Here is a 20,619-nt window from a genome sequence, read left to right as displayed (position 1 = left end):
TTGATGTCAAGAAAATCGACCTGGGCACGCGGCGGTCCAGTATTTTCAGGGGCTTAGCGGGATGCTATCGACAGCGCCATGAATGAAAAAATGCACATCGTCGGCGGCGGATTGGCCGGAAGCGAAGCTGCCTGGCAGGCCGCGCAGGCCGGCGCGAAGGTCGTCCTCCACGAAATGCGGCCGGTCCGCGGGACCGAGGCGCATGTCGGCGACGGACTTGCGGAGCTGGTGTGCTCCAACTCCTTCCGCTCCGACGATTGGGAGAACAACGCCGTCGGCCTGCTGCATGAGGAGATGCGCCGCGCCGGGTCGCTGATCATGCGAACGGCCGATTCGCACCGGCTGCCGGCCGGCGGTGCGCTGGCGGTCGACCGCGTGCCGTTCTCCGAAACGATCACGCGCGAGCTTTCCAATCACCCCAATATCGAAATCGTCCGCGAGGAAGTCGCTGGCCTGCCGCCGGAGACCTGGCGCTCGACCATCCTTGCCACGGGCCCACTCACCTCCCCGCGGCTGGCGGAAGCGGTGCGCATGCTGACCGGCGAAGAGTCGCTGTCCTTCTTCGACGCCATCGCTCCGATCGTGAACCGCAACAGCATCGATTTCGATACTTGCTGGATGCAGTCGCGCTACGACAAGGGCGACGGCGCCGACTACGTCAACTGCCCGATGAACCGCGAGCAGTATGAAGGCTTCATCGCCGCCCTGCTCGCCGGCGAAAAGACGGACTTCAAGGAGTGGGAGACCTCTACGCCCTATTTCGAAGGCTGCCTGCCGATCGAGGTCATGGCGTCGCGCGGTCCTGAGACTTTGCGCTTCGGCCCGATGAAGCCGGTCGGCCTCAGCGATCCGCGCAAGACCGAGCGCCCCTATGCCGTCGTGCAGCTTCGCCAGGACAATGCGCTCGGCACGCTGTGGAACATGGTCGGCTTCCAGACCAAGCTGAAGCATGGCGAACAGGCGCGCATCTTCCGCATGATCCCGGGTCTTCAGAACGCGACCTTTGCGCGGCTCGGCGGCCTGCACCGCAACACGTTCATCAATTCGCCGCGTCTTCTGGATGGCCAATTACGGCTGAAACTGCGTCCGTCGCTGCGCTTCGCCGGACAGGTGACCGGCGTGGAGGGTTATGTCGAGAGCGCCGCCATCGGACTTCTCGCCGGCCGCTTCGCCGCCGCCGAACTCATCGGCGGCGAGGTCGTGACGCCGCCACCGACCACCGCACTGGGCGCCCTGCTCGGCCACATCACCGGCGGCGCGGACGCCAAGACCTTCCAGCCGATGAACGTGAATTTCGGCCTCTTTCCCGAGCCGCCGCCCAAGACCAAGGGCAAGGACCGCAAGCGGGCGCAATCGCATCGCGCGCTGGCCGACCTCGAATCCTGGCTGAATCCTTCGAAGGCAGCGGCGGAGTAGTCAGATCCGTCCGCGCATCGCCGCCGCCAGCAGGCGTATCTGGCGACGGTGGATCGGCACCTGCGGTGCGTGGTGCAGCGGATCGAAGCCGCGCTTCGTTACCCCCCGGAGAAACAGCGGCGTCAGTGCGGCGGGAAGATAGGCCGGCAATTCCTCGCGACCCGTGCGCAGCGTGCGCGCTTTAACGAGATGCTCGCGCGCCCAGATCGCCATCTGCGCCGCGATAGCCTTCACCTTATCGCGCTCGTGAGTGATGAAAAGGGCATCCTTCGTCAAGCCCGTGGTCTGCATCAGGCTCGCCGGAAGAAAGGCCTTGTGCCGCGCCGTCTGATGCGGGATCGAACGCAGGATGCCGGCCAGCGCATAAGCGGCGCCTGCTTCCCGCGCCAAAGCGTCGTTTTCCCGCCCAAGAATGCGCGCCGCCAGCCGCATCAGATTGCCGCTCGTCGCATCGCAGTAGCTTTCGACCGCCGCGCGGTCCGCGAAGACGTCCGACGACGAGTCGAATGTCCGTGCCGCCACCATTGCCTCGAACAATTCAGCCGGCAGCTCGGCCGCGGCGAACAATTCCGCCAGCGCCCGCGCCACGGCGTGATTGCGCGGCGCGCCCGCCCGTGCGCCTTCGAGCGTCTCGCGCCACCATTCCAGCCGGATCTCGCCCATCATCGGCTCGCGCACCGTGTCGGCGACGCGGGCGATCTCGATGTTGAAGGCATAGAGCGCGTGCAGCAGCGGCCGCTTTTGCGCAGGCGCGAACAGGGCCGAGAGATAGCGGTCCGGATCGGCGCGCCGCACAAGTTCCGCGATCGTTTCGCCGCTCATCCTCTCTCCAACGAAAGAGCCGCCGGAGCGATCCGGCGGCCCGTCGCATGCCTTTGCGCGAGACCCTTCAGGGCAGGTGCGACGCCGCCGCCATGCAGAACAGCATTGGGATCGAAAGCATCGTGTTGATGCGGCTGAACATGCCCGCCGTCTTGGCCGAAGCCGCCTTGACCGCCGCGTCGAGGCCTTCGCCCTTGCCGCCGATGTTCAGCGCCTTCTGCTGGTTCGGCCAGATCACGAACCAGACATTAAACCACATGATGGTGCCCAGCCACATGCCGATGCCGATGAGCAGCCAGGACGGCGTCGCGAAGGCGCCGGCCGGATCGCCCACGATATCCAGCGTGTAGGCCTGGACGAGATAGTGGTTCATGCCGGCGAGCAGGATGCCGAAAACGATCGTGCCCATCGCGCCCCAGCGGAACCAGAACAGCGCCGCTGGCGTGATGAAGCGGCCGAGTGCCGGCTTCAGCTCGTCGGGGATCTTCGGCATGGTCGGCGTGGCGACGAAGTTGAAGTACCAGAGAAGACCGATCCACATCACGCCGCAGATGATATGCGCCCAGCGGATGATGAAGGCCCAGAACAGCTCGCTTCCAAAGTCCACATTTCCGAGCGAAATGCGGATCACGAGCACGATGAGCGCCAGCACGAAGCCGGCGATCACCACATTGCGCAGATTTCCAAAAAAGGCCGCCATGGCCGTCCCTCCCGTATGAGTCCGGCCGGAACTTTACTCTAATTCTCGGGCATTTCAGCCCTTTTCTCTAAATGGCCAATCGCTTGGGGCGGCGGATGTTGAGCCACATCACCACAACCAGCCGCGTCACCATCACGGCGGTGAAGAAGGAGGTGAGAATGCCGACGCCCAGCGTCACCGCGAAGCCGCGGACCGGTCCGGAACCGAGCTGGAACAGGATCAGGGCGGCGATCAGATGGGTCGAATTGGCGTCGATGATGGTCGCCATGGCGCGGCGGAAGCCCTGATCGATGGAGGCCAGCATGCTGCGGCCGTTGCGCTGCTCCTCCTTTATGCGCTCGTAGATCAGCACATTGGCGTCGACCGCCATGCCCATGGTCAGCACGATGCCGGCGATGCCGGGCAGCGTCAGCGTGGCGCCGAACAGGGTGAGCGCCGCCAGCAGCAGGACCACGTTCAGGGCGAGCGCGATGTCGGCGAACAGCCCGAACAGGCCATAGCGCGCGACCATGAACAGCGCCACCAGGACGAGGCCCGCCAGGGCCGAATAGCGGCCGGCCTTGATCTGGTCGGCGCCGAGGCCCGGCCCAACGGTGCGGCGCTCGATCACCTTGAGCGGCGCCGGCAGCGCGCCGGCGCGCAGCAGGGTCGCCAGATCGTTTGCGCTTTCGACGCTGAAGGAGCCAGTGATCTGGCCCGATCCGCCGAGGATCGGCTCGTTGATCATCGGCGCGGAGATGACCTGTTTGTCGAGGACGATGGCGAAGCGCTGGGTCTGTGGCGGATAGGCCTTGGTCACGTCGCCGAACTGCTTGGCGCCGGTGCTGTCGAAGCGGAATTCGACCACCGCTTCGCCGCTGCGCGGATCGAAGCCCTGCCGGGCGTCGACCAGGCGGTCGCCGGCGACCATGATGCGCTTCTCGACCACGACGGGCGGCCCGATCGGCAGGCCGTTCTTGCCCTTCGTCATGGGCAGGATGTCGTCGCCGATCGGCGCCACGCCGCGCTGGGCCGCGCCGCTGCGGTCGGCGGCCTCGTCCACGAGCTGGAACGTCATCTTCGCGGTCTTGCCCAGGATGTCGATCAGCCGCTGCGGATCGCTGAGGCCCGGCACTTCGACGACGATCCGCTCGTCGCCCTGCCGCTCGATCGTCGGCTCGCGCGTACCCATCTCGTCGATGCGCTTGCGCACGACCTCGATCGACTGGCTGAGGATATCCTGCCGCGTCTGCTCCTTGTAGGCATCGGTCATCTTGAGCGTGAACTGGCCCTGGCCGTTGTCGGCGAAGTCATAGGCCTTGGCGCCCACCGCCAGCACGCCGCCGCCGATCGACGGGTTGAGCCCCTGGATCAGCGACCGCGCTTCGTCGCGCCGCGCCGGGTCGGTGATCTGCACCGCGATCGAATCCGCGCGCGGCGTCAGGAACCTGTAGCCGATCGCCGGGCGCGCCTTGCGCAGGCTGCGGCGGATGTCGCTCGTCAGCGACTCGAGCTTGTCCTTGGAGACCTGGTCGAATTCGACTTCCAGAAGAAGATGCGAACCGCCCTGCAGGTCGAGGCCGAGCGACACCGCCCGCGTCGGGAGCCAGGAGGGAAATTTCGCCAGCACCGAATCCGGCAGCGCGTTGGGCAGCGCGATCACCGCGCCGGCCAGGATGATCGTCCAGACGACGACGCGGATCCAGGCGGAGACCTGCAGCATGGCCGATCAGCTCTTGTCGGACTTGGTATCGACCGGCTGGGTCTTGGCCCGCACCTCGGACAGGGTCGTCTTGACCACCTTGACCTGGACGTTGTCCGCGATCTCGACGGTGATCTCGGGATCCTCCTTGACTGGCGCCTTGGCGACGCGCCCGACGATGCCCGCCGCCGTCACCACCGTGTCGCCGCGGCGCAGATTGTCGATCGCCTGGCGATGCTGCTTGGCCTGCTGCTGTTGCGGACGCATGACCAAAAAATAGAAGATCAGCCCCATCGGGATAAGCATGACGAGCGGATTGGCCAGAAGGTCTTGCATCTTGTGTCCGAAACGGCTGTTGCGACGCGAAGGCGCGGCTTATCGGGCGGGAATATAGCTACGCTTCCCTCCTTTGCAACCATGGGAAAACAAGGATTTAGCCGATGGCGACGCCACCCAAGACCCCCGCTGGAAAAGCCGAAACGGCCATCCTGGAGCGCATCGCCGCGGCGCTCGAGCGGCTGTCGCCGGCGGCGCTGCCCGCCAGCCCCCCGACCGAGGGCGACGCCTTCGTCTGGGAGCCGGCGCATGGCGGCCTGATCGCGGTTGCGAAGATCTCGGCCGTGCCGCTGTCGCTGCTCAAGGGCATCGAGGCATCGCGCGACACGCTGCTGGAGAATACGCGCCGCTTCGCAAGCGGCCTGCCGGCGAACAACGCGCTGCTTTGGGGGGCGCGCGGCATGGGCAAGAGTTCGCTGGTGAAGGCGGTGCACGCCGAGGTCAATCGCGGCGCGAAGGGCAAGGACCGTCTGGCGCTGGTCGAGATCCACCGCGAGGAAATCGCCAGCCTGCCGCAATTGCTGCGTATCCTGCGCGGCGACGGCCGGCGCTTCCTGCTCTATTGCGACGACCTCTCCTTCGACAAGGACGATACGAGCTACAAATCGCTGAAAGCGGCGCTGGAGGGCGGGCTCGAGGGCCGGCCCGAGAACGTCCTGTTCTACGCGACTTCCAACCGGCGCCATCTGATGCCGCGCGAGATGATGGACAACGAACGCTCCACCGCGATCAATCCGTCCGAGGCGGTCGAGGAGAAGGTCTCGCTTTCGGATCGCTTCGGCCTGTGGCTCGGCTTCCACAATTGCGGCCAGGACGAATATTTGGCGATGATCGACGCCTACACGGCGTATTACGGCCTGGCCGTGGAGAAGAACGAACTCTACGCCAAGGCGCTGGCCTGGGCCGCGGGACGCGGCGGCCGCTCCGGCCGCGTCGCCTGGCAGTTCATCCAGGACCTGAGCGGCGAATTGGGGAAGACGCTTTAGGACGCCGCCCGCACGCTCGCCAGCAGCGTGTGCGGGTTGACCGGAGCGACGCCCTTGCGGATCTCGAAATGGAGCTGCGGGCTCGTCACGTCGCCGGTCTGGCCGGCATAGCCGATGATCTGGCCCTTCTGCACATAGTCGCCGCGGTTGACCACGATGCGCTCGGCGTGGGCGTAGGCCGTCACATAGCCGTCGTCGTGCTTGATGAGAACCAGATTGCCGTAGCCGCGCAATTCGTTGCCGGCATAGCTGATCTGGCCGGCGGCGGCGGCATGGATCGGGGTGCCGAACGGCGCCGCGATATTGATTCCGTCATTGCGCTGGCCGCTGACCGATGTGCCGTAATCGGCGACGACCGGACCGTTGAGCGGCCAGGAGAAGGCGAGCGCGCCGAAGGTCGGCGTGTAGCTCGCGGGCTGCACCGGCGCGGGCTGCGCGGGGGGCGGCGTCGTGCTGGAGTACCAGGCCGGCGTCGTGGGCTTGGCGCGCGGCACCGGGCAATCGAGCGAGGCGGTCTGCACCGGCCGCGGACGCGCATGACGCGGCGCCGGCGGCGCGCGTTCGGCGAGGCGCGGCTTCGGCGTGGGATGGACGGCGGTTTGCGGAAACCAGTCGAGATGGGTCCTCGGCGTATCGGCGACGCAGCCGGACAGGGCGAAGGATGACATCATGGCAAAAGCGATGGCCGCGGCCAGCCGCTGCAACGAGGATTTCCGATCCATCTCAAGTCTCGCATCTCAAGGCAGTCCCGACAGCATCGGGACGAACAAGACGGGGATGAGGAGTTCTTCCGTCACGCCTGTCTCGTTTCGGATCATCTTCGTTAATTGTTGAGAAATCCTTTCCGGACGGCCTTCTCCGCCCGTTTGCGGAACATTACCTACAGGCGCCACAAGAATGCCGCCGATTTTTAACTGTTCGATAAGGACCGGCGGCACTGCTTCGACCGCGCAGGACAACAAGATACGGTCGAACGGCGCCTGCTGGGACCAGCCCTGGTAGCCGTCGCCGAGTTTCGTCGCAATATTGTGGAGCTTCAGCGCCTTGAACCGCCCCTGCGCCTGCTCGAGCAGGGGTTTGTGGCGTTCCATCGTGTAGACCCGGCGGCATAGCGGGCTCAGCACCGCGGCCTGGTAGCCGGAACCGGTGCCGATCTCGAGCACCCGCATGTTCGGCTTCACGTCGAGCTGCTGGGTCATATAGGCGACGACATAGGGCTGGCTGATCGTCTGGCCGCAGGCGATGGGGAGCGCCGTGTTGTTGTAGGCCGCGTATTCCAGCGGCTTGTCGACGAAGAGATCGCGCGGCGTGCGCTCGACCGCATCGAGCACGCGGGGATCGGAGATGCCCCGGCCGCGAAGCTCCATGATGAGCTGGATCTGGCGCGGATCGGTCACGGCACTGCACCTCACGCCGGCGGGAGCTTGCCCAACTTCTGCTTCATTTTCTCCAGCACCGCGAACTCGGTGAGGTTCAGATGCAGCGGCGTCACCGCGATGCGCTTGTTGTAGATCGCGTGCAGGTCGGTGCCCTCCGGCGGATTGGAGCGCACGCGCTTGAAGCCGATCCAGAAATAGGGATTGCCCCGCGCGTCGATGCGCCGCTCCAGAGCCGCCGTCTGCAGGTCGCGTTTGCCCTGGGAGCAGATATCGATGCCCTTCACCTCGCCCGGCGCCGCGTCGGGGAAGTTGATATTCATCAGCACGTCGTCCGGCCAGCCGATATCGACCAGCTTTCTGATCAGCGGCGGTCCCTGGACCTCGCCGCAATCCCAGCGCACCTCCGTGCCTTCGATGAGGCCGTAGGACTGGCTCATCGCGATGGAGGGAATGCCGAGCGCGCAACCTTCCATCGCGCCCGCGATGGTGCCCGAATAGGTGACATCGTCGGCCATGTTGGAGCCGCGATTGACGCCGGACAGGACGAGCGTCGGCGGGTTGTCCTTCATCACATGGGCGCACGCCATCATCACGCAATCGGTCGGCGTGCCGGTGACGGCGAAGCGCCGCTTCTCGATCTCCCGCAGGCGCAGCGGCATGGTGAGCGTCAGCGAGTGCGAGGCGCCGGACTGCTCGGTCTCGGGCGCGACCACCCAGACGTCGTCGGAGAGGGCGCGGGCGATCTTCTCGGCGGCGATCAGGCCGGGGGCGTGGATGCCGTCGTCATTGGTCACAAGGATGCGCATGGTCATGTCCTAACCGGCGGGCGGAGATTGGAAGCAAAAATCACGGTTCGAATAGGCGAACCGTGTGACAAGTAGCTGATTCTGCGGCGCGATCATCAGGGATAACCGCCCGCCGGGGCCCGGATTCAAGATGTCACAGAACCCCAATGAAATGGGAACGAAAGCAGACCGTTCAAGGCCGCCCCTTTCGAAATTTGCCCAGGATTTGTCAGGCGCGGACATAAACCCAGGCGCCGCCGGCCCCGGAGCGCAGCTCGGCTTTGACGCGCTTGTAGCCGGCATCCTCATAGGCGTCGGCGCGCGCGAGATCTTCGGGCGTCAGCGCGAGGACCAGGCCCTCGATCCGGTCGGACGGATCGCCGGTCGCATCCAGGATGGTGTGGTCGGCATGGCCGCTGATCGCGATGGCGCCGGCGGCGCGGATGGTGAACGGCACGAGCCGGTAGCCGAGGATCGCGTCCGGCGTGCCCGGCACGGGGCGGCCGAAGACGGCGCGCTGCACGGCCTCCTCGCGCAGCGTGCCGTAGGAGAAGAGTTTCTCCACCGCGCTCATCGCGCCGCGATCTTTTCGAGGCCGCCCATATAGGGCCTGAGCGCATCGGGGATGGCGATGGCGCCATCGGCGTCCTGGTAGTTCTCCAGGATCGCGATCAGGGTGCGGCCGATGGCGAGGCCCGAACCGTTCAGCGTGTGGATCGGTCCCTTCACCTTGCCGTCCTGCCCACGATAGCGCGTGTTCATCCGCCGCGCCTGGAAGTCGCCGCAGTTGGAGCAGGAGCTGATCTCGCGATAGCGGTTCTGTCCCGGCAGCCAGACCTCGATGTCGTAGGTCTTGCGTGCCCCGAAGCCCATGTCGCCGGTGCACAGCGTGACGACGCGATGGCGCAGGTCGAGCGCCTTCAGGATCGCCTGCGCCGCATCGGTCATGCGCTCGTGCTCGGCGTTGGATTGTTCGGGGGCGGTGATGGAGACGAGTTCGACCTTGTCGAACTGGTGCATGCGGATCATGCCGCGCGTGTCCTTGCCGGCGGCCCCGGCCTCGGAGCGGAAGCACGGCGTGTAGGCCGTGAAGCGGATCGGCAATTCGGCTTCGGCGAGGATTTCGCCGTTGACGTAGTTGGTCAGCGGGACTTCGGCGGTGGGGATGAGCCAATATAGCTCAACAATTTCTTGTGCGCCCCCCTTCTCTATTCGGGCATCAAGATCATTCGTTTCTATTCGCGTAACTTGATCGAGCGTGGTGCTTCCGGAGACCCGATACAGGTCATCAGCAAATTTTGGTAATTGGCCAGTACCAAACATGGCGCTGTTTCGCACCAGCATCGGCGGCACGACTTCTTCGTAGCCGTAATTCGTCGTGTGGCTGTCGAGCATGAAGCTCGCCAGGGCGCGATTGAGACGCGCCAGAGCGCCTTTCAGATAGACGAACCGCGCGCCGGAGACTTTCGCGGCGCGCTCGAAATCCATCAGGCCGAGCTTCTCGCCGAGCTCGAAATGCTCCTTCGGCTGGTTGATGCCGGAGGCCGGGATATGCGCCGCCTTGAAGCCGCGCTCGGGGACGGGGACGTTGGCGTGCTCGTCTTCGCCTTGCGGCACGTCCTCGGCCGGGAGGTTCGGCAGGACGGCGAGGAGGTTCTTGAGGGCCTCTTCGAGTGCGCGCTGCTTCGCCTCGCCGGCCTGGATCGCGTCTTTGATGGTAGCGACCTCGGCCATCAGCGCAGCGGCGCCCGCCTCGTCCTCTTTTGTGGCGCTACCGCTTCGCTGCTTGAGCGCGAGGTTCGCCTTGGCCTGGCCGATCAGCTTCGACGCCTCGTTGCGGCGGGCCTGCTTCTGCTGCAGCTCGGTCAGGAGGGTGCGCAGGTCCTCGTCGGCGGAAAGGATGTTACGGGTCTCGGACTTCGCGCTGTCCGCGTAAGCCGGCCGCCGCGCCAGCGCGGCGACGAAGGCGTCGGTGTTGTCCCGGATGAATCGGATGTCGTGCATGGACCGCTCCTGTGCGCCGGGTAATGGCATGGGGTGCGGGAGGCGTCAAAGCGCGGCGGTGGTGCGGGGCGGCGGGCCCCCTCCGCCTCGCTCGCGAAGGGCTCGCTCGGCACCTCCCCCGTAAACACGGGGGAGGAAAAAGGTAGTGCAAGTCATATGGTTTCCTCCCCCATTGTTATGGGGGAGGTGCCGAGCGACAGCGAGGCGGAGGGGGCCCGCGGTGCGTCAAAGCGAAAGACGGTCCAGACCGTTCGCCAAACAGCTTCGCAAAAAAATGACCGAGGCCGAACTCATCCTCTGGTCGCGGCTGCGGCGGAAATCGTTCGATGGCGTCAATCGATTCCGCCGACAGCATCCCATCGGTCCTTACATCGCGGATTTTGCTTGCGTGAAGGCGTGGCTTGTCGTCGAGGTCGATGGGGATACGCATGAAGCGGACTATGACCGCCGGCGCGATGCGTTCCTGACCGCGCGCGGGTGGCGGGTGGTGCGAGTCACCAATCTGGAGGTCTATAAAAACCTCGACGGCGTGCTGGAGGGGATCTGGCGGGCCCTGGCGTTGCCGGGCGGTTGAGCGAGACGGCGGGCCCCCTCCGCCTCGCTCGCGAAGGGGCTCGCTCGGCACCTCCCCCATAACAATGGGGGAGGAAATTATTCCTCGTCCCCCTCCTGCCGGTCCCAGTCGGTGGCTTTGGTGCCGTCGAATTCGGGGAGGAGCGCGATCAGGGCCAGGAACAGCGCGACGAAGACCGCCGCGCTCAGCGCGTTGGCGGTGTCGTCCGGCGCCGCGTTCTTCTTCGCCAGCAGAACCTCGGGCGCCGGGGTCCAGCCCACCGGCATCGCGGCCGGGTCGCCGCAGCGGATCGTGTCGCCCACCCGGTCGTGACAGGTCGGCGCTGCCTGCACGGCGGGCGTGCACAGCAGAAAGGCAGCAAGAGCGAAAATCGGCAAGCGCATGGCGCGTGTCACCGGCGGCTACCGCACCATAACGTACGCCGGGGCGGTTTGGACCCTAGGTGCCGGCGCCCGCCGCCGCGTCTTTCTTGTTCCGGTCGCGCTCGATCAGCCAGACGATCAGGACCGAGACCTCGTAGAGCGCGACCAGCGGCACCAGCAGGCTCACCATCGAGAACACGTCGGGCGGCGTCAGCACCGCCGCCACCGCCGTCATGCCGACGATGGCGTAGCGCCGCATGGAGCGGAGCTGCTTGGACGTGATCATCCCGACGCGGCCGAGCAGCGCCAGCAGCACCGGAAGCTGGAAGCACAGGCCGAAGGCGATGATCAGCGTCATCACGAAGTCGAGATATTCGCTCACCCGCGCCTGGAGCTGGATGCCGAGCGTCTGCGCCGTGCCCTGGGTGTCGAAGCTGACGAAGAAGCGGATGGCGTTGGGCAGCATCACGTAGAACACGAAGCAGAAGCCGAGCGCGAACATGAACGGCGTCGCCAGCAGGAAGGGCAGGAAGGCGTTGCGCTCGTGCTTGTAAAGGCCGGGGGCGACGAACAGCCAGAGCTGCGCCGCGATGATCGGGAAGGCGAGGCAGAGCCCGCCGAAGGCGCCCAGCTTGGCATAGGTGAAGAAGGTCTCGGCGAGGCCGGTGGCGATGAGGTGGTGGCTGTCGCCCACCGGCAGCGCCGCCGACAGCGGCTGCGTCAGGAAGGCGTAGATCGGCTTGGCGAGGAAGAAGCAGAGGCAGAAACAGACGAAGAAGGCGAGGATCGACCAGATCAGCCGCCGGCGCAGCTCGATCAGGTGATCCATCAAGGGCGCCTTGGTCGCCTCGATGGCCGCTTCGTCGTCGTCGGTCGGCTTGTTCATGGGCGGGGCGCGTCCGCGCGTGCCGCAATTCCAGACTTGTCATGCCCGCGCAGGCGGGCATCCAGGGGCGCGCGGCTCTGGATGCCCGCCTGCGCGGGCATGACAGAAAGGAGGATTGCAGAAATCGTCATCATGGCGCGGGCGGGTGCAGGCCGCCGGCGGCGATAGGCTGGGCGGGCTCGGCCGGGACGACCTCCTCGGCATGCGGGTCGGGCATGAAGGACGTGTCCGCGCTCCCGGGCGCGCTTTCGATCTCGATCGGCTCGGCCTCGACCGAGACCTTGGGCGTCATCACGGGCGCGCGCATGTCGTCGGGCAGGATCGACCGGTTCAGCTCCTGTTCGACGTCGGCCAGCGGGCGCTCATGGCGCAGATTCTCGATCTCCTTTCGCAGTTCGTCCAGTTCCGACTGGCGGGCCATGTCGTCGAAGCTCTTGCGGAATTCGTCGGCCATCTTGCGGGCCTTGCCCATCCACTGGCCGACGATGCGCATCAGGCGCGGCAGGTCCTTCGGCCCCACCACGACGAGCGCCACGACGAGAAGAATGAGGATATGGCTCCAGCTCAGATCGAGCATGGCTTAACGGCCTTCAAGACGGACGGCGCAGGCGTCAACTGGGTGGCCCGCATTCGCGGGCCATGACACCTGGTTTTCGGTGCGGCGATTTTCACGACGCTAATGGCCGACGGTCGTCTGGTCCTTGGCCGGCGTGGACGCGGGCGGCGGGTTGGGCGTGCCGGGGATGGTCTTGGCGTCCTCCGGATCGTTCAGGCCCTGGCGGAAGCTCTTGATGCCCTTGGCGACGTCGCCCATCAGGTCGGAAATCTTGCCGCGCCCGCCGAACAGCAGCAGCGCAACCGCCGCGAACAGCAGGAGATGCCAAATGCTGAGGCCACCCATGAAACTCTCCTTCTCCCCGCTCGAACGGGTCGGGCCAGAGCCCGGTCGCGCCCCTTAAAGACCTTTCGGGGCGGATAGCGCAAGCACGCCGAGTTTCCTCCCCCGCTTTGGCGGGGGAGGTGCCGAGCGGAGCGGCGCGTAGCGTCAGCGTACGCGCGAGGGGGCTTGTGCGGGGCGGCCGCCCCCTCCGTCACGCCTACGCTGCGCTGCGGCGTGCCACCTCCCCCGCAAACGCGGGGGAGGAAACGCAGGTCAGCCGATCAAAATCTCGCCCTTGCGGCCCAGCGCCGCCGCCAGGGCACCCAGGCGCTTCTGCACCGGCTCGCCGGCGATGGCCTCGTGGCGGCGCGGCAGGTCGAGCACGATCTTGGCCGGCGTCATCCGCAGGCGATAGAGCGGCAGCACGCCCGCCGAAGAAGCCGACAGCGCGAAACCGAGCCGGCAGGTCAGGCCGATCACGAGGGCGCGGGCCTCGTCGTCGCGGTCGAGCAGGTCGGCATTGGCGATGTCGCGCGGGAAATCCTCGTCGCCGGAATAGCGGTGGAACACGCCGGAGGCGATCATCGCGCGGGTGCGGTGGCTGGCGCCGGCGAAGGGCGCGGTCAGGACCTGGCCGAAGCCGCCCAGGGCGCGGTCGTCGGGATGGCGCCGCCAGGCGACGTCCGAGAACAGGCAGACGGCCTGGCGCACCCGGCGCAGCTCGGCGGTCTCCTCGGCGAAAAGCGGCGCCATCCAGGCGAACATCTCCACGGCATGGCCCGGCTCGCGCGCCGCCCGCCCGTTGGCGGCCTCGGCGAATTCGAGCAGGGGATCGAGCACCCGTTCCTCCGGCGACAGCCGGGCATAGAGCAGACCCTCGCGCAGGCCATAGGCCGAGATGACGACCGATTTGAGATCGCAGGCGAGCAGCAGCCGTTCGAGCACGATGGCGCCGTAAGGCAGCGATTCGGCGCGGCGCTTGGAGACCACTTTCATGCGCTCGACCGATTTGCGCGACAGGTTGGCGAGCACCTCGCACAGGCGCAGGGCGCGGCGGCGCGGGATCTCGTATTCCTGCAGGACATGGAGCGGATAGGCGGTCTCCTCCATGTCGACGCGGGCGAAGCTGCGCCAGATGCCGCCCACGGCGTAGAGCGCGCGGTCCTTGAGGCCGATCAGGTGCAGCTTCTCCAGCCCCTCGTCGACCAGCTTGCGCGCCTTGTCGGCGTCGCCGCGCGCCGCGTCCATCAGGCGGAGCGGGCCGATCGGCAGCGTGAAGGCGTCGCCGGTGCGGCCCTGGCGCACGCTCACCATGTCGAGGCTGCCGCCGCCCAGATCGGCCACCAGCCCGTCGGCGGCCGGGATGCCCGCGACCACGCCTTCGGCGGCGAGGCGGGCCTCCTCCTCGCCGGAGAGCACGCGCACCGGGGCGCCCCAGGCGGCCTCGGCGCGGCGGACGAATTCGGCGCCGTTGGTCGCGTCGCGCGCCGCGGCGGTCGCCACCGCCTCGCGCACCGCGACGTTCAGGCCGTCGGCCAGCATCTTGAAGCGGGCCAGCGCCTCCAGCGCCATGGCGCAGCCTTCGGCGTGCAGGCGCCCGGTCGTGACCATGTCGCGGCCGATGGCGCAGATCGATTTCTCGTTGTGCAGCGTCGCCGCCGCGCGCGTCTCCGATTCGTAAACGACCAGGCGCACCGAATTGGAGCCGATATCGACCACGGCGACCGGTCCGCGCGGACGCGGGCGGGCGCGCGCGGGCTGCGGGGCGCGCACCTCCGCGGACGGGGCCTGGGTGCCGGTCATTCAGGTCCGCCGCGCGACGACGGTGACCGGACGAGACTGCATCTTCAGCGCCCGGCCTCGGCCGGAGAGGGACGGATTCGTCATGAAGTAAGTATGCGCCGAAAAGGCGTCCGGCGACGAGGCCTCCGGATCGCGGGCATAGGACCCGTCTGCTGCCATATGCCAGGTCTGGGCCTGGTCCTTCAGCAGGGCGACCATGATCTGGTCCAGAACCTGTTGATGAACCGTGGGGTTCTCGATGGGAACCAGCGCCTCGACCCGGCGGTCCAGGTTCCGCGGCATCCAGTCGGCGGAGGAAATATAAACCTTGGCCTGGGCCGAGGGCAGGCCGTGGCCGGCGCCGAAGCAGACGATGCGGCCATGCTCCAGGAAACGGCCGATGATGCTTTTCACCCGGATGTTGTCCGACAGGCCCGGCACGCCGGGGCGCAGGCAGCAGATGCCGCGGATCACGAGGTCGATCTTCACGCCGGCCTGGCTGGCGCTGTAGAGCGCGTCGATCATGTGCGGGTCGACGAGGGCGTTGAGCTTGATCCAGATCGCGGCGGGGCGGCCGGCCTTGGCGTGCAGCATCTCCTGCTGGATCGCGTCGATCAGACGGCCGCGCAGGCTGATCGGCGACACCGCGATCTTCTCCAGCGAGGACGGCTCGGCATAGCCGGTGATGTAGTTGAAGAGCTGCGCCGCGTCGCGCCCCAGCGCCGGATCGGCGCTGAACAGCGACAGGTCGGTGTAGATGCGCGCGGTGTTGGGATGATAGTTGCCGGTGCCGAAATGGACATAGGTGTGGAGCTGGCCGCTCTCGCGCCGCACCACCAGGCTCACCTTGGCGTGGGTCTTGAGCTCGATGAAGCCGTAGACCACCTGCACGCCGGCGCGTTCCAGGTCGCGGGCCCATTTGATGTTCGCCGCCTCGTCGAAGCGGGCTTTCAACTCGACCAGCGCGGTGACGGATTTGCCGGCCTCGGCGGCTTCCACCAGCGCCGCGACGATCGGCGAGTCGGAGGAGGTGCGGTTAGAGCGTCTGCTTGATCGCCACGACGTTGGGATCGGCGGCGGCCTGGCGGACGAACTGCACCACCGCGTCGAAGCTCTCGAAGGGATGGTGGACGATGATGTCCTTCTCGCGGATGGCGGCGAAGCAGTCGCCGCCGTGATCGCGGATGCGCTCGGGAAAGCGCGCGACATAGGGCTTGAATTGCAGGTCGCGGCGCTCGTCGAGGATCAGCTTCTGCAGGTCGGAGAGCCCCAGCATGCGGTCGATGATGACGAGGTCGGGCGTGTCGAGGTCGAGCTGGTCGATGAGGAATTCGCGCAGGTCGTCCGGCATGGACTTGCTGCATTTCATGTGGATGACGCTGCCGCGGCGGCGCTGCTTCAGCAGCGTCTCGAACAGCAGCATCAGGTCCTCGGCCTCTTCCTCGACCTCCACGTCGCTGTCGCGCAGCACGCGGAACACGCCGGCGCCCAGCACGTCATGGGCGGGAAAGAGCTTCTGCAGATAGAGCGTGACGACCTTCTCGAGCGGCAGGAAGCGCACCGCCTTGCCGAAATCCGGCAGGCGGATGAAGCGCTGAAGCTGCGGCGGGATCGGCACCAGCGCGGTGACGGTCTTGCCGTCGCCGGTGCGCGTCAGCCGCGCCGCCAGCGTGAAGCCGAGATTGGGGATGAACGGGAAAGGGTGCGCCGGATCGATGGCGAGCGGCGTCAGCACGGGGAAGATCTGCTCGCGGAAATGGGCGTCGAGCCATTCGCGGTCGGCGTCGGTGATCTCGTCGGCCTCGATCACCGCGATGCCGGCCTCGCGCAGCTCGGTGCACATCGGCGTCCACACCGCCTGCTGGTCCTCGATCAGGCTCTTGGCCATCGCATCGACCTGGGCGAGCTGCTGCGCCGGCGTCAGCCCGTCGGCGGAATGGGTGGCGACGCCTTCCTTGACCATGCCCTTGAGGCCCGCGACGCGGACCATGAAGAATTCGTCCAGGTTGGACGCCGAGATCGACAGGAAGCGCATGCGCTCGAGCAGCGGGTGGCGCCGGTTGCGCGCCTCTTCCAGGACGCGGCGGTTGAAGGCAAGCCAGGACAGTTCGCGGTTGACGAAGCGGTCGGGCGAGGCGGGATCGATCGCCGGCGCGGGCGGCAGATGCTCCAGCTCCGCGGCGGTGTCCTCGCTCAAAATCGGGTTCGACATCAAACGCTTGTCCTGTAGTTGGCCAGCCTAGCGCAGGCGCAAGACTCTGTCATGACAGCCCGTCCTCGGCCAGCAACTCGCCGACCAGGCCCACGGAAACCGGGCGTTTTTCCGCCAGGGCGCGGGCATCCGCCCGGGCGACGAAATCGCGGACGGCGGCGGGGGGAGCGTTCGACGGAGCGCAGGATCCGCATGATCACAGGATCGGGCACGGTGAGTTGCCGGTCCGTGAACAGCTTGCGCGTCAATTGCGCCAGCAGCGCCTCGTCCGGCGCCCAGAGCGGGAACGCCAGGAGCGCGGCGAAGCGGGATTTGAGGTCCGGCAGCGCGGCCGGCCAGGCGGCAGGCGGCTCCCGGCCAGTCAGCAGCAGCGGGCCGGGATGGTGGAACAGCGCGAACAGCGCATTGCTCGCGCGACCGTCCACGCCCGAATCGACGTCTTCGACCGCGACGGCGCGCCCTTGTTCGAGCAGAGCGACGAACCCCTCGGTCAACGCCGCGGCCGGGACGATCAGCGCGCCCGCCGCCTTCGCCCAGGCGCCGACGAGATGGGATTTGCCGGAGCCGGACGGCCCGTAGAGCGCCCCCGCCGGCGCCGCCCAGCGCGGGAAGGAATCGACGAAGGCGACGGCCTCCGCATTCGCCGGCGCGACGATGAAGTCGGCGCGGCCGAGGGCGGGGTTCGATTCAAGCGGAAGTGGCAACTGCGACGGCAAATTCGAACCCTTATTTGGGCGACTCGTATAGCGTCTTCATTTCCCTTTTATCTTATCCGTCGCCTTCGCAATTTTCCCAAGCTTAGCGTCGAACGTCTTTACATCCAGGATCGCACTCAGGGCGTTTGCGACAGAGACAAATGATCTGGCACTTTGCGACTAGCCTTTGATTTCAATCTCTGTGTCATTGTTGGAAGGTTTTTCCTTGCGGTGATCGAATACGCGAAAGCCGGATTTGTAATACCCGTTGTACAATGACTTGCTTTGGAATTTTAGCTTCGCCAAATGTGCCCAATACCGCTCCACGTGAGTGTAGTTGAGATATCCGCAACCTTTATCCGTTCCATCGGGAGAAAGATTCATCCGATAGGCGTTCGCATACATTAGTCCAGCAACGATATCGGCAATTTGCACGCCGCTAATAATGGTGGAATCCGCAAAGAGCGGAGCCTCTTGTAACCGCTTGAGCTGGCGCCCCTGCTCGTTCCCGAAAACGTAAGTGAGAAGACTGAGGGCAACGATGTAGTCAAGCCCCGAACCTTTCTGAAGGTGGGCCATGCGAGAATCCAAAATTGTGATCCCGCGCGCATCATCCGACTTTTCTCTCAAGAAGATGTCGAACGTCTCCGCCAGAATTTGGAGCGCCTTGGTATACATAGAAGCATGGCTTGTGGGATTTGATGGACTCTTCAAGAACGAAACCGAAAAAAGTCGGCCAGCGTAGTTCTCAGCTAGGTCGAGCGTCTTGTGCGTAAAATCCGCAAGGCGCTTGGAATCGGCATTTCTCGGCGCAATTGTTCGATTGCCTTTGTATTCCCATTGATGCTGGGTTTTGGAAGATTTGTCGATTTCGTTCTGGAAAAATTGCAATTTTAACGCGCTATAGTCGTTGTGATAATTGCGCCATTCCGAGAGAGGAAGCGCAACTCCCGCTAGTGTGAAGACGGGGCAATGACCGATAAGCGGCAATGGATGCGGGTAAGCATCGCCGGATTCATCAAGATAAAGCGCCCAAGTGCTCATAGGAGGGCATCTACACTAACGAATTGAGATGGTGCAAATACACGAACAGCCCCGTTGCCGGGGCTGTTCTGGTCGCTCGCTGGAACCGTAAACGGTAAGCCAATCCATAACGATTAGCACCAACGAGCTACGCCACTATGTAGTGGCCACAAGAGAATTGTCAACCATCGCATCCGTTCCTCAACTCTTTAACGGGTTGTTATTGTTGCGGAATTCCGCTTCCCCCGCATTTATAGGGAGCGTTTGTCTTGGCATGGTTCGCGTTCGCGGGCCATGATGACTTTATTTTTAAGCCGGCCGGCGGCGGAGCGCGAAGGCGCGCAGGAGGAGCTGGCCATAGGCGGCGAGCGAGGCCAGCGCGAAGCCGGACGCCGCCACCGCGCCGGTCATCGCCAGCGCCGGCAGGTCGACGTTCAGGGTGAGAAGCAACAGCATCATCGCCACATAGACGACCTGCACCACCGTGTTCGCCTTGCCGATGGCGAGCGGCTCGACCTTCAGCGGCAGCGTCAGCACCCAGGCCAGCCCGACGCCCAGAACGACGGCGACGTCGCGGCCGATCACGATGGCCGTCACCCAGAGCGGCACCTGGTGCACCATCGTCAGCGTCACGAAGGACGCCAGCATCAGGAGCTTGTCGGCGGCGGGATCGAGATACTCCCCGAAGCGCGAGACCAGGCCGTAACGGCGCGCCAGGAAGCCGTCCAGCGCGTCGCTCGCGCCGGCGAAGGCGAAGACGAACAGCGCCGCCAGGTTGCGGTCGAGCAGGATGAGATAGGCCGTCAGCGGCGCCAGCACGGTGCGGAAGGCCGTCAGCAGGTTCGGGATCTGGCGCAGCAGCGGGGTCACGGCGCGGACGCCGTCGTGTTGGGCTTGGGCGGCGGCGCATAGCCCATCTGCCACTGGCCGGCGTCGCCGTCCCGCGACAGCGCGATGCCGACCGGCACCAGCGCGTCGTGGAGCTGGTCGGTCGAGCCCTGATAGGTCAGGTTGATGCGCACCAGCCCGATATCCATCGCGACGATCTGCACCGCCAGGACATTGGCCACGAGGCCGAAGGAATTCTGTATCGCCGCCCATTGCTGCAGCGAGTCGATGTGCACGTCGGCGCTCAGCGTGCCGCGCGGGCCGAAATCGATCGGCGGCTTCTGCTGGAACATCACCTCGATGGCGTGCACCGCGGCATCGGCGGCCAGCGGATAGGTCTGCGCCGGGTTCTTGATCAGGGGCACGTCAATGGAAGTCTTGCTCGGCGTCTCGGCGACGCCGATCCGCCGCAGCCAGACCTGGACCTTGCCGGTCATCTTGTCGGTAATGGAGGTGCCGCCCTGGGTCAGCGGAATGGCGAGCGCCAGCACCGCCTCGGTCGCATGGATGCGGGCGGCCACGATCTCGACATCGGCCCAGTTGGTGGCGTCGAACTGCAGCCGGCTCAGCGCCGCCACGTCGGGCGCGTCGCCGGTCGGCACCGCGAAGGGCACGGAGCTGGCGCCGAAGCGCGGGCTGGAGAAGGCGCTGGTCCAGGCCGAGGCGCGGTCGAAATTGGGCGCCATGGGGATGAGCAGGATGCGCCGCGCGCCGCTGGCGAGGCGATAGGAGGGCGAGATCGTCGCCATCACCTTGGCGACGGCCTCGGGACTGAAATTGTAGGTGACGTCCGCGACATAGCGCGTGGTCGAGCGTCTCTCGTTGGCGACGGTGAAGCCGCGCGCCAGCCGGCGCAGGGCGTCGGTGTCGAGCTTGGGCTCCTTCGGCCAGTCCGGCTGCTTGGCGATTCGCTTGAACAGGATGTCCCAGGCCCTCGGCCGGCCCTGGTCGATGGCGATGGCCTGCGCGGCGCTGGCCGAGGCGGCCGTGGCGTCCACATGGATGCCGCTGACCGTATAGGTCAGGTCCACCGCCCGGGCGGCGGCGGGCAACAGCAAAGCGAGGGCCAGCGCCAGGACGAGCCGGTTAAAAGCCTGTGACATTTGGAACCTTGTATGAGCGCCGTGAGTATAAAGGGCGCAGCCTGCCCGCGAAAGCGCCTGTCTTACACGGAAAAACGGCAAGACGCGGGCGCCATTGCTTGCCTG

At 65.9% G+C, this 20,619-nt stretch carries 23 protein-coding genes; 3 read left to right on the top strand and 20 right to left on the bottom strand.

Features of this window, described 5'->3' with window-relative positions; genetic code table 11:
- Window positions 1-90: 90 nt before the first annotated feature.
- Window positions 91-1,416: a methylenetetrahydrofolate--tRNA-(uracil(54)-C(5))-methyltransferase (FADH(2)-oxidizing) TrmFO gene (trmFO, locus tag WDN01_01000; GenBank protein MEJ0024576.1), complete on the top strand. Its 1,326-nt coding sequence runs from the start codon at window positions 91-93 to the stop codon at window positions 1,414-1,416.
- On the opposite strand, the gene WDN01_00995 is transcribed toward trmFO, so the two are convergent.
- The 4 genes from WDN01_00995 to yajC all read right to left on the bottom strand — a co-directional run bounded on the left by WDN01_00995 (window position 1,417) and on the right by yajC (window position 4,955).
- Complete coding sequence (locus WDN01_00995) at window positions 1,417-2,238, bottom strand: squalene/phytoene synthase family protein (protein ID MEJ0024575.1); 822 nt, start codon at window positions 2,236-2,238, stop codon at window positions 1,417-1,419.
- Between the two features lie 67 nt (window positions 2,239-2,305).
- A complete protein-coding gene (locus tag WDN01_00990; protein MEJ0024574.1) occupies window positions 2,306-2,938 on the bottom strand; it encodes a urate hydroxylase PuuD in 633 nt (210 codons plus the stop codon).
- A gap of 67 nt (window positions 2,939-3,005) precedes the next feature.
- Window positions 3,006-4,640, bottom strand: coding sequence for a protein translocase subunit SecD (gene secD / locus WDN01_00985; protein ID MEJ0024573.1), 1,635 nt, complete (start codon window positions 4,638-4,640; stop codon window positions 3,006-3,008).
- A 6-nt stretch (window positions 4,641-4,646) separates the two neighbouring features.
- Window positions 4,647-4,955 carry a preprotein translocase subunit YajC gene (gene yajC / locus WDN01_00980; GenBank protein ID MEJ0024572.1) on the bottom strand — a complete coding sequence of 103 codons (309 nt, stop codon included), beginning with the start codon at window positions 4,953-4,955 and terminating at the stop codon, window positions 4,647-4,649.
- 104 nt (window positions 4,956-5,059) lie between these two features.
- On the opposite strand from yajC, the gene WDN01_00975 reads away from it, so the two are divergent.
- On the top strand, window positions 5,060-5,941 hold the full coding sequence (locus WDN01_00975) for an ATP-binding protein (GenBank protein ID MEJ0024571.1): 882 nt from the start codon (window positions 5,060-5,062) through the stop codon (window positions 5,939-5,941).
- Here WDN01_00975 and WDN01_00970 read toward each other — a convergent pair.
- The 5 genes from WDN01_00970 to serS all read right to left on the bottom strand — a co-directional run bounded on the left by WDN01_00970 (window position 5,938) and on the right by serS (window position 10,109).
- A complete protein-coding gene (locus WDN01_00970) occupies window positions 5,938-6,663 on the bottom strand; it encodes a M23 family metallopeptidase (protein ID MEJ0024570.1) in 726 nt (241 codons plus the stop codon). The genes WDN01_00975 and WDN01_00970 overlap by 4 nt on opposite strands.
- A 15-nt stretch (window positions 6,664-6,678) precedes the next feature.
- A complete protein-coding gene (locus WDN01_00965; protein ID MEJ0024569.1) occupies window positions 6,679-7,338 on the bottom strand; it encodes a protein-L-isoaspartate(D-aspartate) O-methyltransferase in 660 nt (219 codons plus the stop codon).
- Between the two features lie 11 nt (window positions 7,339-7,349).
- Window positions 7,350-8,126, bottom strand: coding sequence for a 5'/3'-nucleotidase SurE (gene surE / locus WDN01_00960; GenBank protein MEJ0024568.1), 777 nt, complete (start codon window positions 8,124-8,126; stop codon window positions 7,350-7,352).
- A 208-nt stretch (window positions 8,127-8,334) separates the two neighbouring features.
- Window positions 8,335-8,679 (bottom strand): gamma-glutamylcyclotransferase family protein, encoded by a 345-nt coding sequence (locus tag WDN01_00955; protein ID MEJ0024567.1) that lies wholly within the window; start codon window positions 8,677-8,679, stop codon window positions 8,335-8,337.
- Window positions 8,676-10,109 (bottom strand): serine--tRNA ligase, encoded by a 1,434-nt coding sequence (gene serS / locus WDN01_00950; protein MEJ0024566.1) that lies wholly within the window; start codon window positions 10,107-10,109, stop codon window positions 8,676-8,678. The genes WDN01_00955 and serS overlap by 4 nt, the downstream gene beginning before the upstream one ends.
- A 145-nt stretch (window positions 10,110-10,254) precedes the next feature.
- On the opposite strand from serS, the gene WDN01_00945 reads away from it, so the two are divergent.
- Window positions 10,255-10,683 carry an endonuclease domain-containing protein gene (locus WDN01_00945; protein ID MEJ0024565.1) on the top strand — a complete coding sequence of 143 codons (429 nt, stop codon included), beginning with the start codon at window positions 10,255-10,257 and terminating at the stop codon, window positions 10,681-10,683.
- Window positions 10,684-10,760: 77 nt separating this feature from the next.
- Here the strand turns inward: WDN01_00945 and WDN01_00940 are convergent, their stop codons facing one another.
- The 11 genes from WDN01_00940 to WDN01_00890 form a co-directional block, all read right to left on the bottom strand.
- Window positions 10,761-11,066, bottom strand: a complete 306-nt coding sequence (locus tag WDN01_00940) for a hypothetical protein (GenBank protein MEJ0024564.1) — start codon at window positions 11,064-11,066, stop codon at window positions 10,761-10,763.
- A 55-nt stretch (window positions 11,067-11,121) separates the two neighbouring features.
- Window positions 11,122-11,931, bottom strand: a complete 810-nt coding sequence (gene tatC, locus WDN01_00935; GenBank protein ID MEJ0024563.1) for a twin-arginine translocase subunit TatC — start codon at window positions 11,929-11,931, stop codon at window positions 11,122-11,124.
- Window positions 11,932-12,061: 130 nt separating this feature from the next.
- On the bottom strand, window positions 12,062-12,508 hold the full coding sequence (gene tatB / locus WDN01_00930) for a Sec-independent protein translocase protein TatB (protein MEJ0024562.1): 447 nt from the start codon (window positions 12,506-12,508) through the stop codon (window positions 12,062-12,064).
- Between the two features lie 99 nt (window positions 12,509-12,607).
- Window positions 12,608-12,832, bottom strand: coding sequence for a twin-arginine translocase TatA/TatE family subunit (locus WDN01_00925; protein MEJ0024561.1), 225 nt, complete (start codon window positions 12,830-12,832; stop codon window positions 12,608-12,610).
- Between the two features lie 252 nt (window positions 12,833-13,084).
- The gene (locus tag WDN01_00920; GenBank protein MEJ0024560.1) at window positions 13,085-14,614 is read right to left on the bottom strand and encodes a Ppx/GppA family phosphatase; all 1,530 of its coding nucleotides are present in this window, start codon (window positions 14,612-14,614) and stop codon (window positions 13,085-13,087) included.
- On the bottom strand, window positions 14,615-15,664 hold the full coding sequence (gene ppk1 / locus WDN01_00915; GenBank protein MEJ0024559.1) for a polyphosphate kinase 1: 1,050 nt from the start codon (window positions 15,662-15,664) through the stop codon (window positions 14,615-14,617).
- The gene (locus WDN01_00910; protein ID MEJ0024558.1) at window positions 15,630-16,805 is read right to left on the bottom strand and encodes a hypothetical protein; all 1,176 of its coding nucleotides are present in this window, start codon (window positions 16,803-16,805) and stop codon (window positions 15,630-15,632) included. Before WDN01_00910 ends, ppk1 begins: the two co-directional genes overlap by 35 nt.
- Window positions 16,805-17,509 carry a hypothetical protein gene (locus WDN01_00905; protein ID MEJ0024557.1) on the bottom strand — a complete coding sequence of 235 codons (705 nt, stop codon included), beginning with the start codon at window positions 17,507-17,509 and terminating at the stop codon, window positions 16,805-16,807. Before WDN01_00905 ends, WDN01_00910 begins: the two co-directional genes overlap by 1 nt.
- A gap of 171 nt (window positions 17,510-17,680) precedes the next feature.
- Window positions 17,681-18,544: a DUF3800 domain-containing protein gene (locus WDN01_00900; GenBank protein ID MEJ0024556.1), complete on the bottom strand. Its 864-nt coding sequence runs from the start codon at window positions 18,542-18,544 to the stop codon at window positions 17,681-17,683.
- 288 nt (window positions 18,545-18,832) lie between these two features.
- Window positions 18,833-19,393, bottom strand: a complete 561-nt coding sequence (locus tag WDN01_00895; protein MEJ0024555.1) for a CDP-alcohol phosphatidyltransferase family protein — start codon at window positions 19,391-19,393, stop codon at window positions 18,833-18,835.
- Entirely contained in the window at window positions 19,390-20,514 is a 1,125-nt protein-coding gene (locus WDN01_00890; protein ID MEJ0024554.1) for a hypothetical protein, read from the bottom strand. The genes WDN01_00895 and WDN01_00890 overlap by 4 nt, the downstream gene beginning before the upstream one ends.
- Window positions 20,515-20,619 lie beyond the last annotated feature (105 nt).

The sequence above is a fragment of the Rhizomicrobium sp. genome (assembly GCA_037200985.1).
Taxonomy (GTDB): domain Bacteria; phylum Pseudomonadota; class Alphaproteobacteria; order Micropepsales; family Micropepsaceae; genus Rhizomicrobium.
Note: the sequence above shows the minus strand (reverse complement) of the source record. Positions and strands in the feature narration are given on the sequence as shown.

Excerpts from the sequence above, each read along its gene's own strand:
- trmFO (MEJ0024576.1), top strand. The coding sequence starts at position 91 with ATGCACATCGTCGGCGGCGGATTGGCCGGAAGCGAAGCTGCCTGGCAG.
- WDN01_00995 (MEJ0024575.1), bottom strand. The coding sequence starts at position 2,238 with ATGAGCGGCGAAACGATCGCGGAACTTGTGCGGCGCGCCGATCCGGAC.
- WDN01_00990 (MEJ0024574.1), bottom strand. The coding sequence starts at position 2,938 with ATGGCGGCCTTTTTTGGAAATCTGCGCAATGTGGTGATCGCCGGCTTC.
- secD (MEJ0024573.1), bottom strand. The coding sequence starts at position 4,640 with ATGCTGCAGGTCTCCGCCTGGATCCGCGTCGTCGTCTGGACGATCATC.
- yajC (MEJ0024572.1), bottom strand. The coding sequence starts at position 4,955 with ATGCAAGACCTTCTGGCCAATCCGCTCGTCATGCTTATCCCGATGGGG.
- WDN01_00975 (MEJ0024571.1), top strand. The coding sequence starts at position 5,060 with ATGGCGACGCCACCCAAGACCCCCGCTGGAAAAGCCGAAACGGCCATC.
- WDN01_00970 (MEJ0024570.1), bottom strand. The coding sequence starts at position 6,663 with ATGGATCGGAAATCCTCGTTGCAGCGGCTGGCCGCGGCCATCGCTTTT.
- surE (MEJ0024568.1), bottom strand. The coding sequence starts at position 8,126 with ATGCGCATCCTTGTGACCAATGACGACGGCATCCACGCCCCCGGCCTG.
- WDN01_00955 (MEJ0024567.1), bottom strand. The coding sequence starts at position 8,679 with ATGAGCGCGGTGGAGAAACTCTTCTCCTACGGCACGCTGCGCGAGGAG.
- serS (MEJ0024566.1), bottom strand. The coding sequence starts at position 10,109 with ATGCACGACATCCGATTCATCCGGGACAACACCGACGCCTTCGTCGCC.
- WDN01_00940 (MEJ0024564.1), bottom strand. The coding sequence starts at position 11,066 with ATGCGCTTGCCGATTTTCGCTCTTGCTGCCTTTCTGCTGTGCACGCCC.
- tatC (MEJ0024563.1), bottom strand. The coding sequence starts at position 11,931 with ATGAACAAGCCGACCGACGACGACGAAGCGGCCATCGAGGCGACCAAG.
- tatB (MEJ0024562.1), bottom strand. The coding sequence starts at position 12,508 with ATGCTCGATCTGAGCTGGAGCCATATCCTCATTCTTCTCGTCGTGGCG.
- WDN01_00925 (MEJ0024561.1), bottom strand. The coding sequence starts at position 12,832 with ATGGGTGGCCTCAGCATTTGGCATCTCCTGCTGTTCGCGGCGGTTGCG.
- WDN01_00920 (MEJ0024560.1), bottom strand. The coding sequence starts at position 14,614 with ATGACCGGCACCCAGGCCCCGTCCGCGGAGGTGCGCGCCCCGCAGCCC.
- WDN01_00910 (MEJ0024558.1), bottom strand. The coding sequence starts at position 16,805 with ATGTCGAACCCGATTTTGAGCGAGGACACCGCCGCGGAGCTGGAGCAT.
- WDN01_00900 (MEJ0024556.1), bottom strand. The coding sequence starts at position 18,544 with ATGAGCACTTGGGCGCTTTATCTTGATGAATCCGGCGATGCTTACCCG.
- WDN01_00890 (MEJ0024554.1), bottom strand. The coding sequence starts at position 20,514 with ATGTCACAGGCTTTTAACCGGCTCGTCCTGGCGCTGGCCCTCGCTTTG.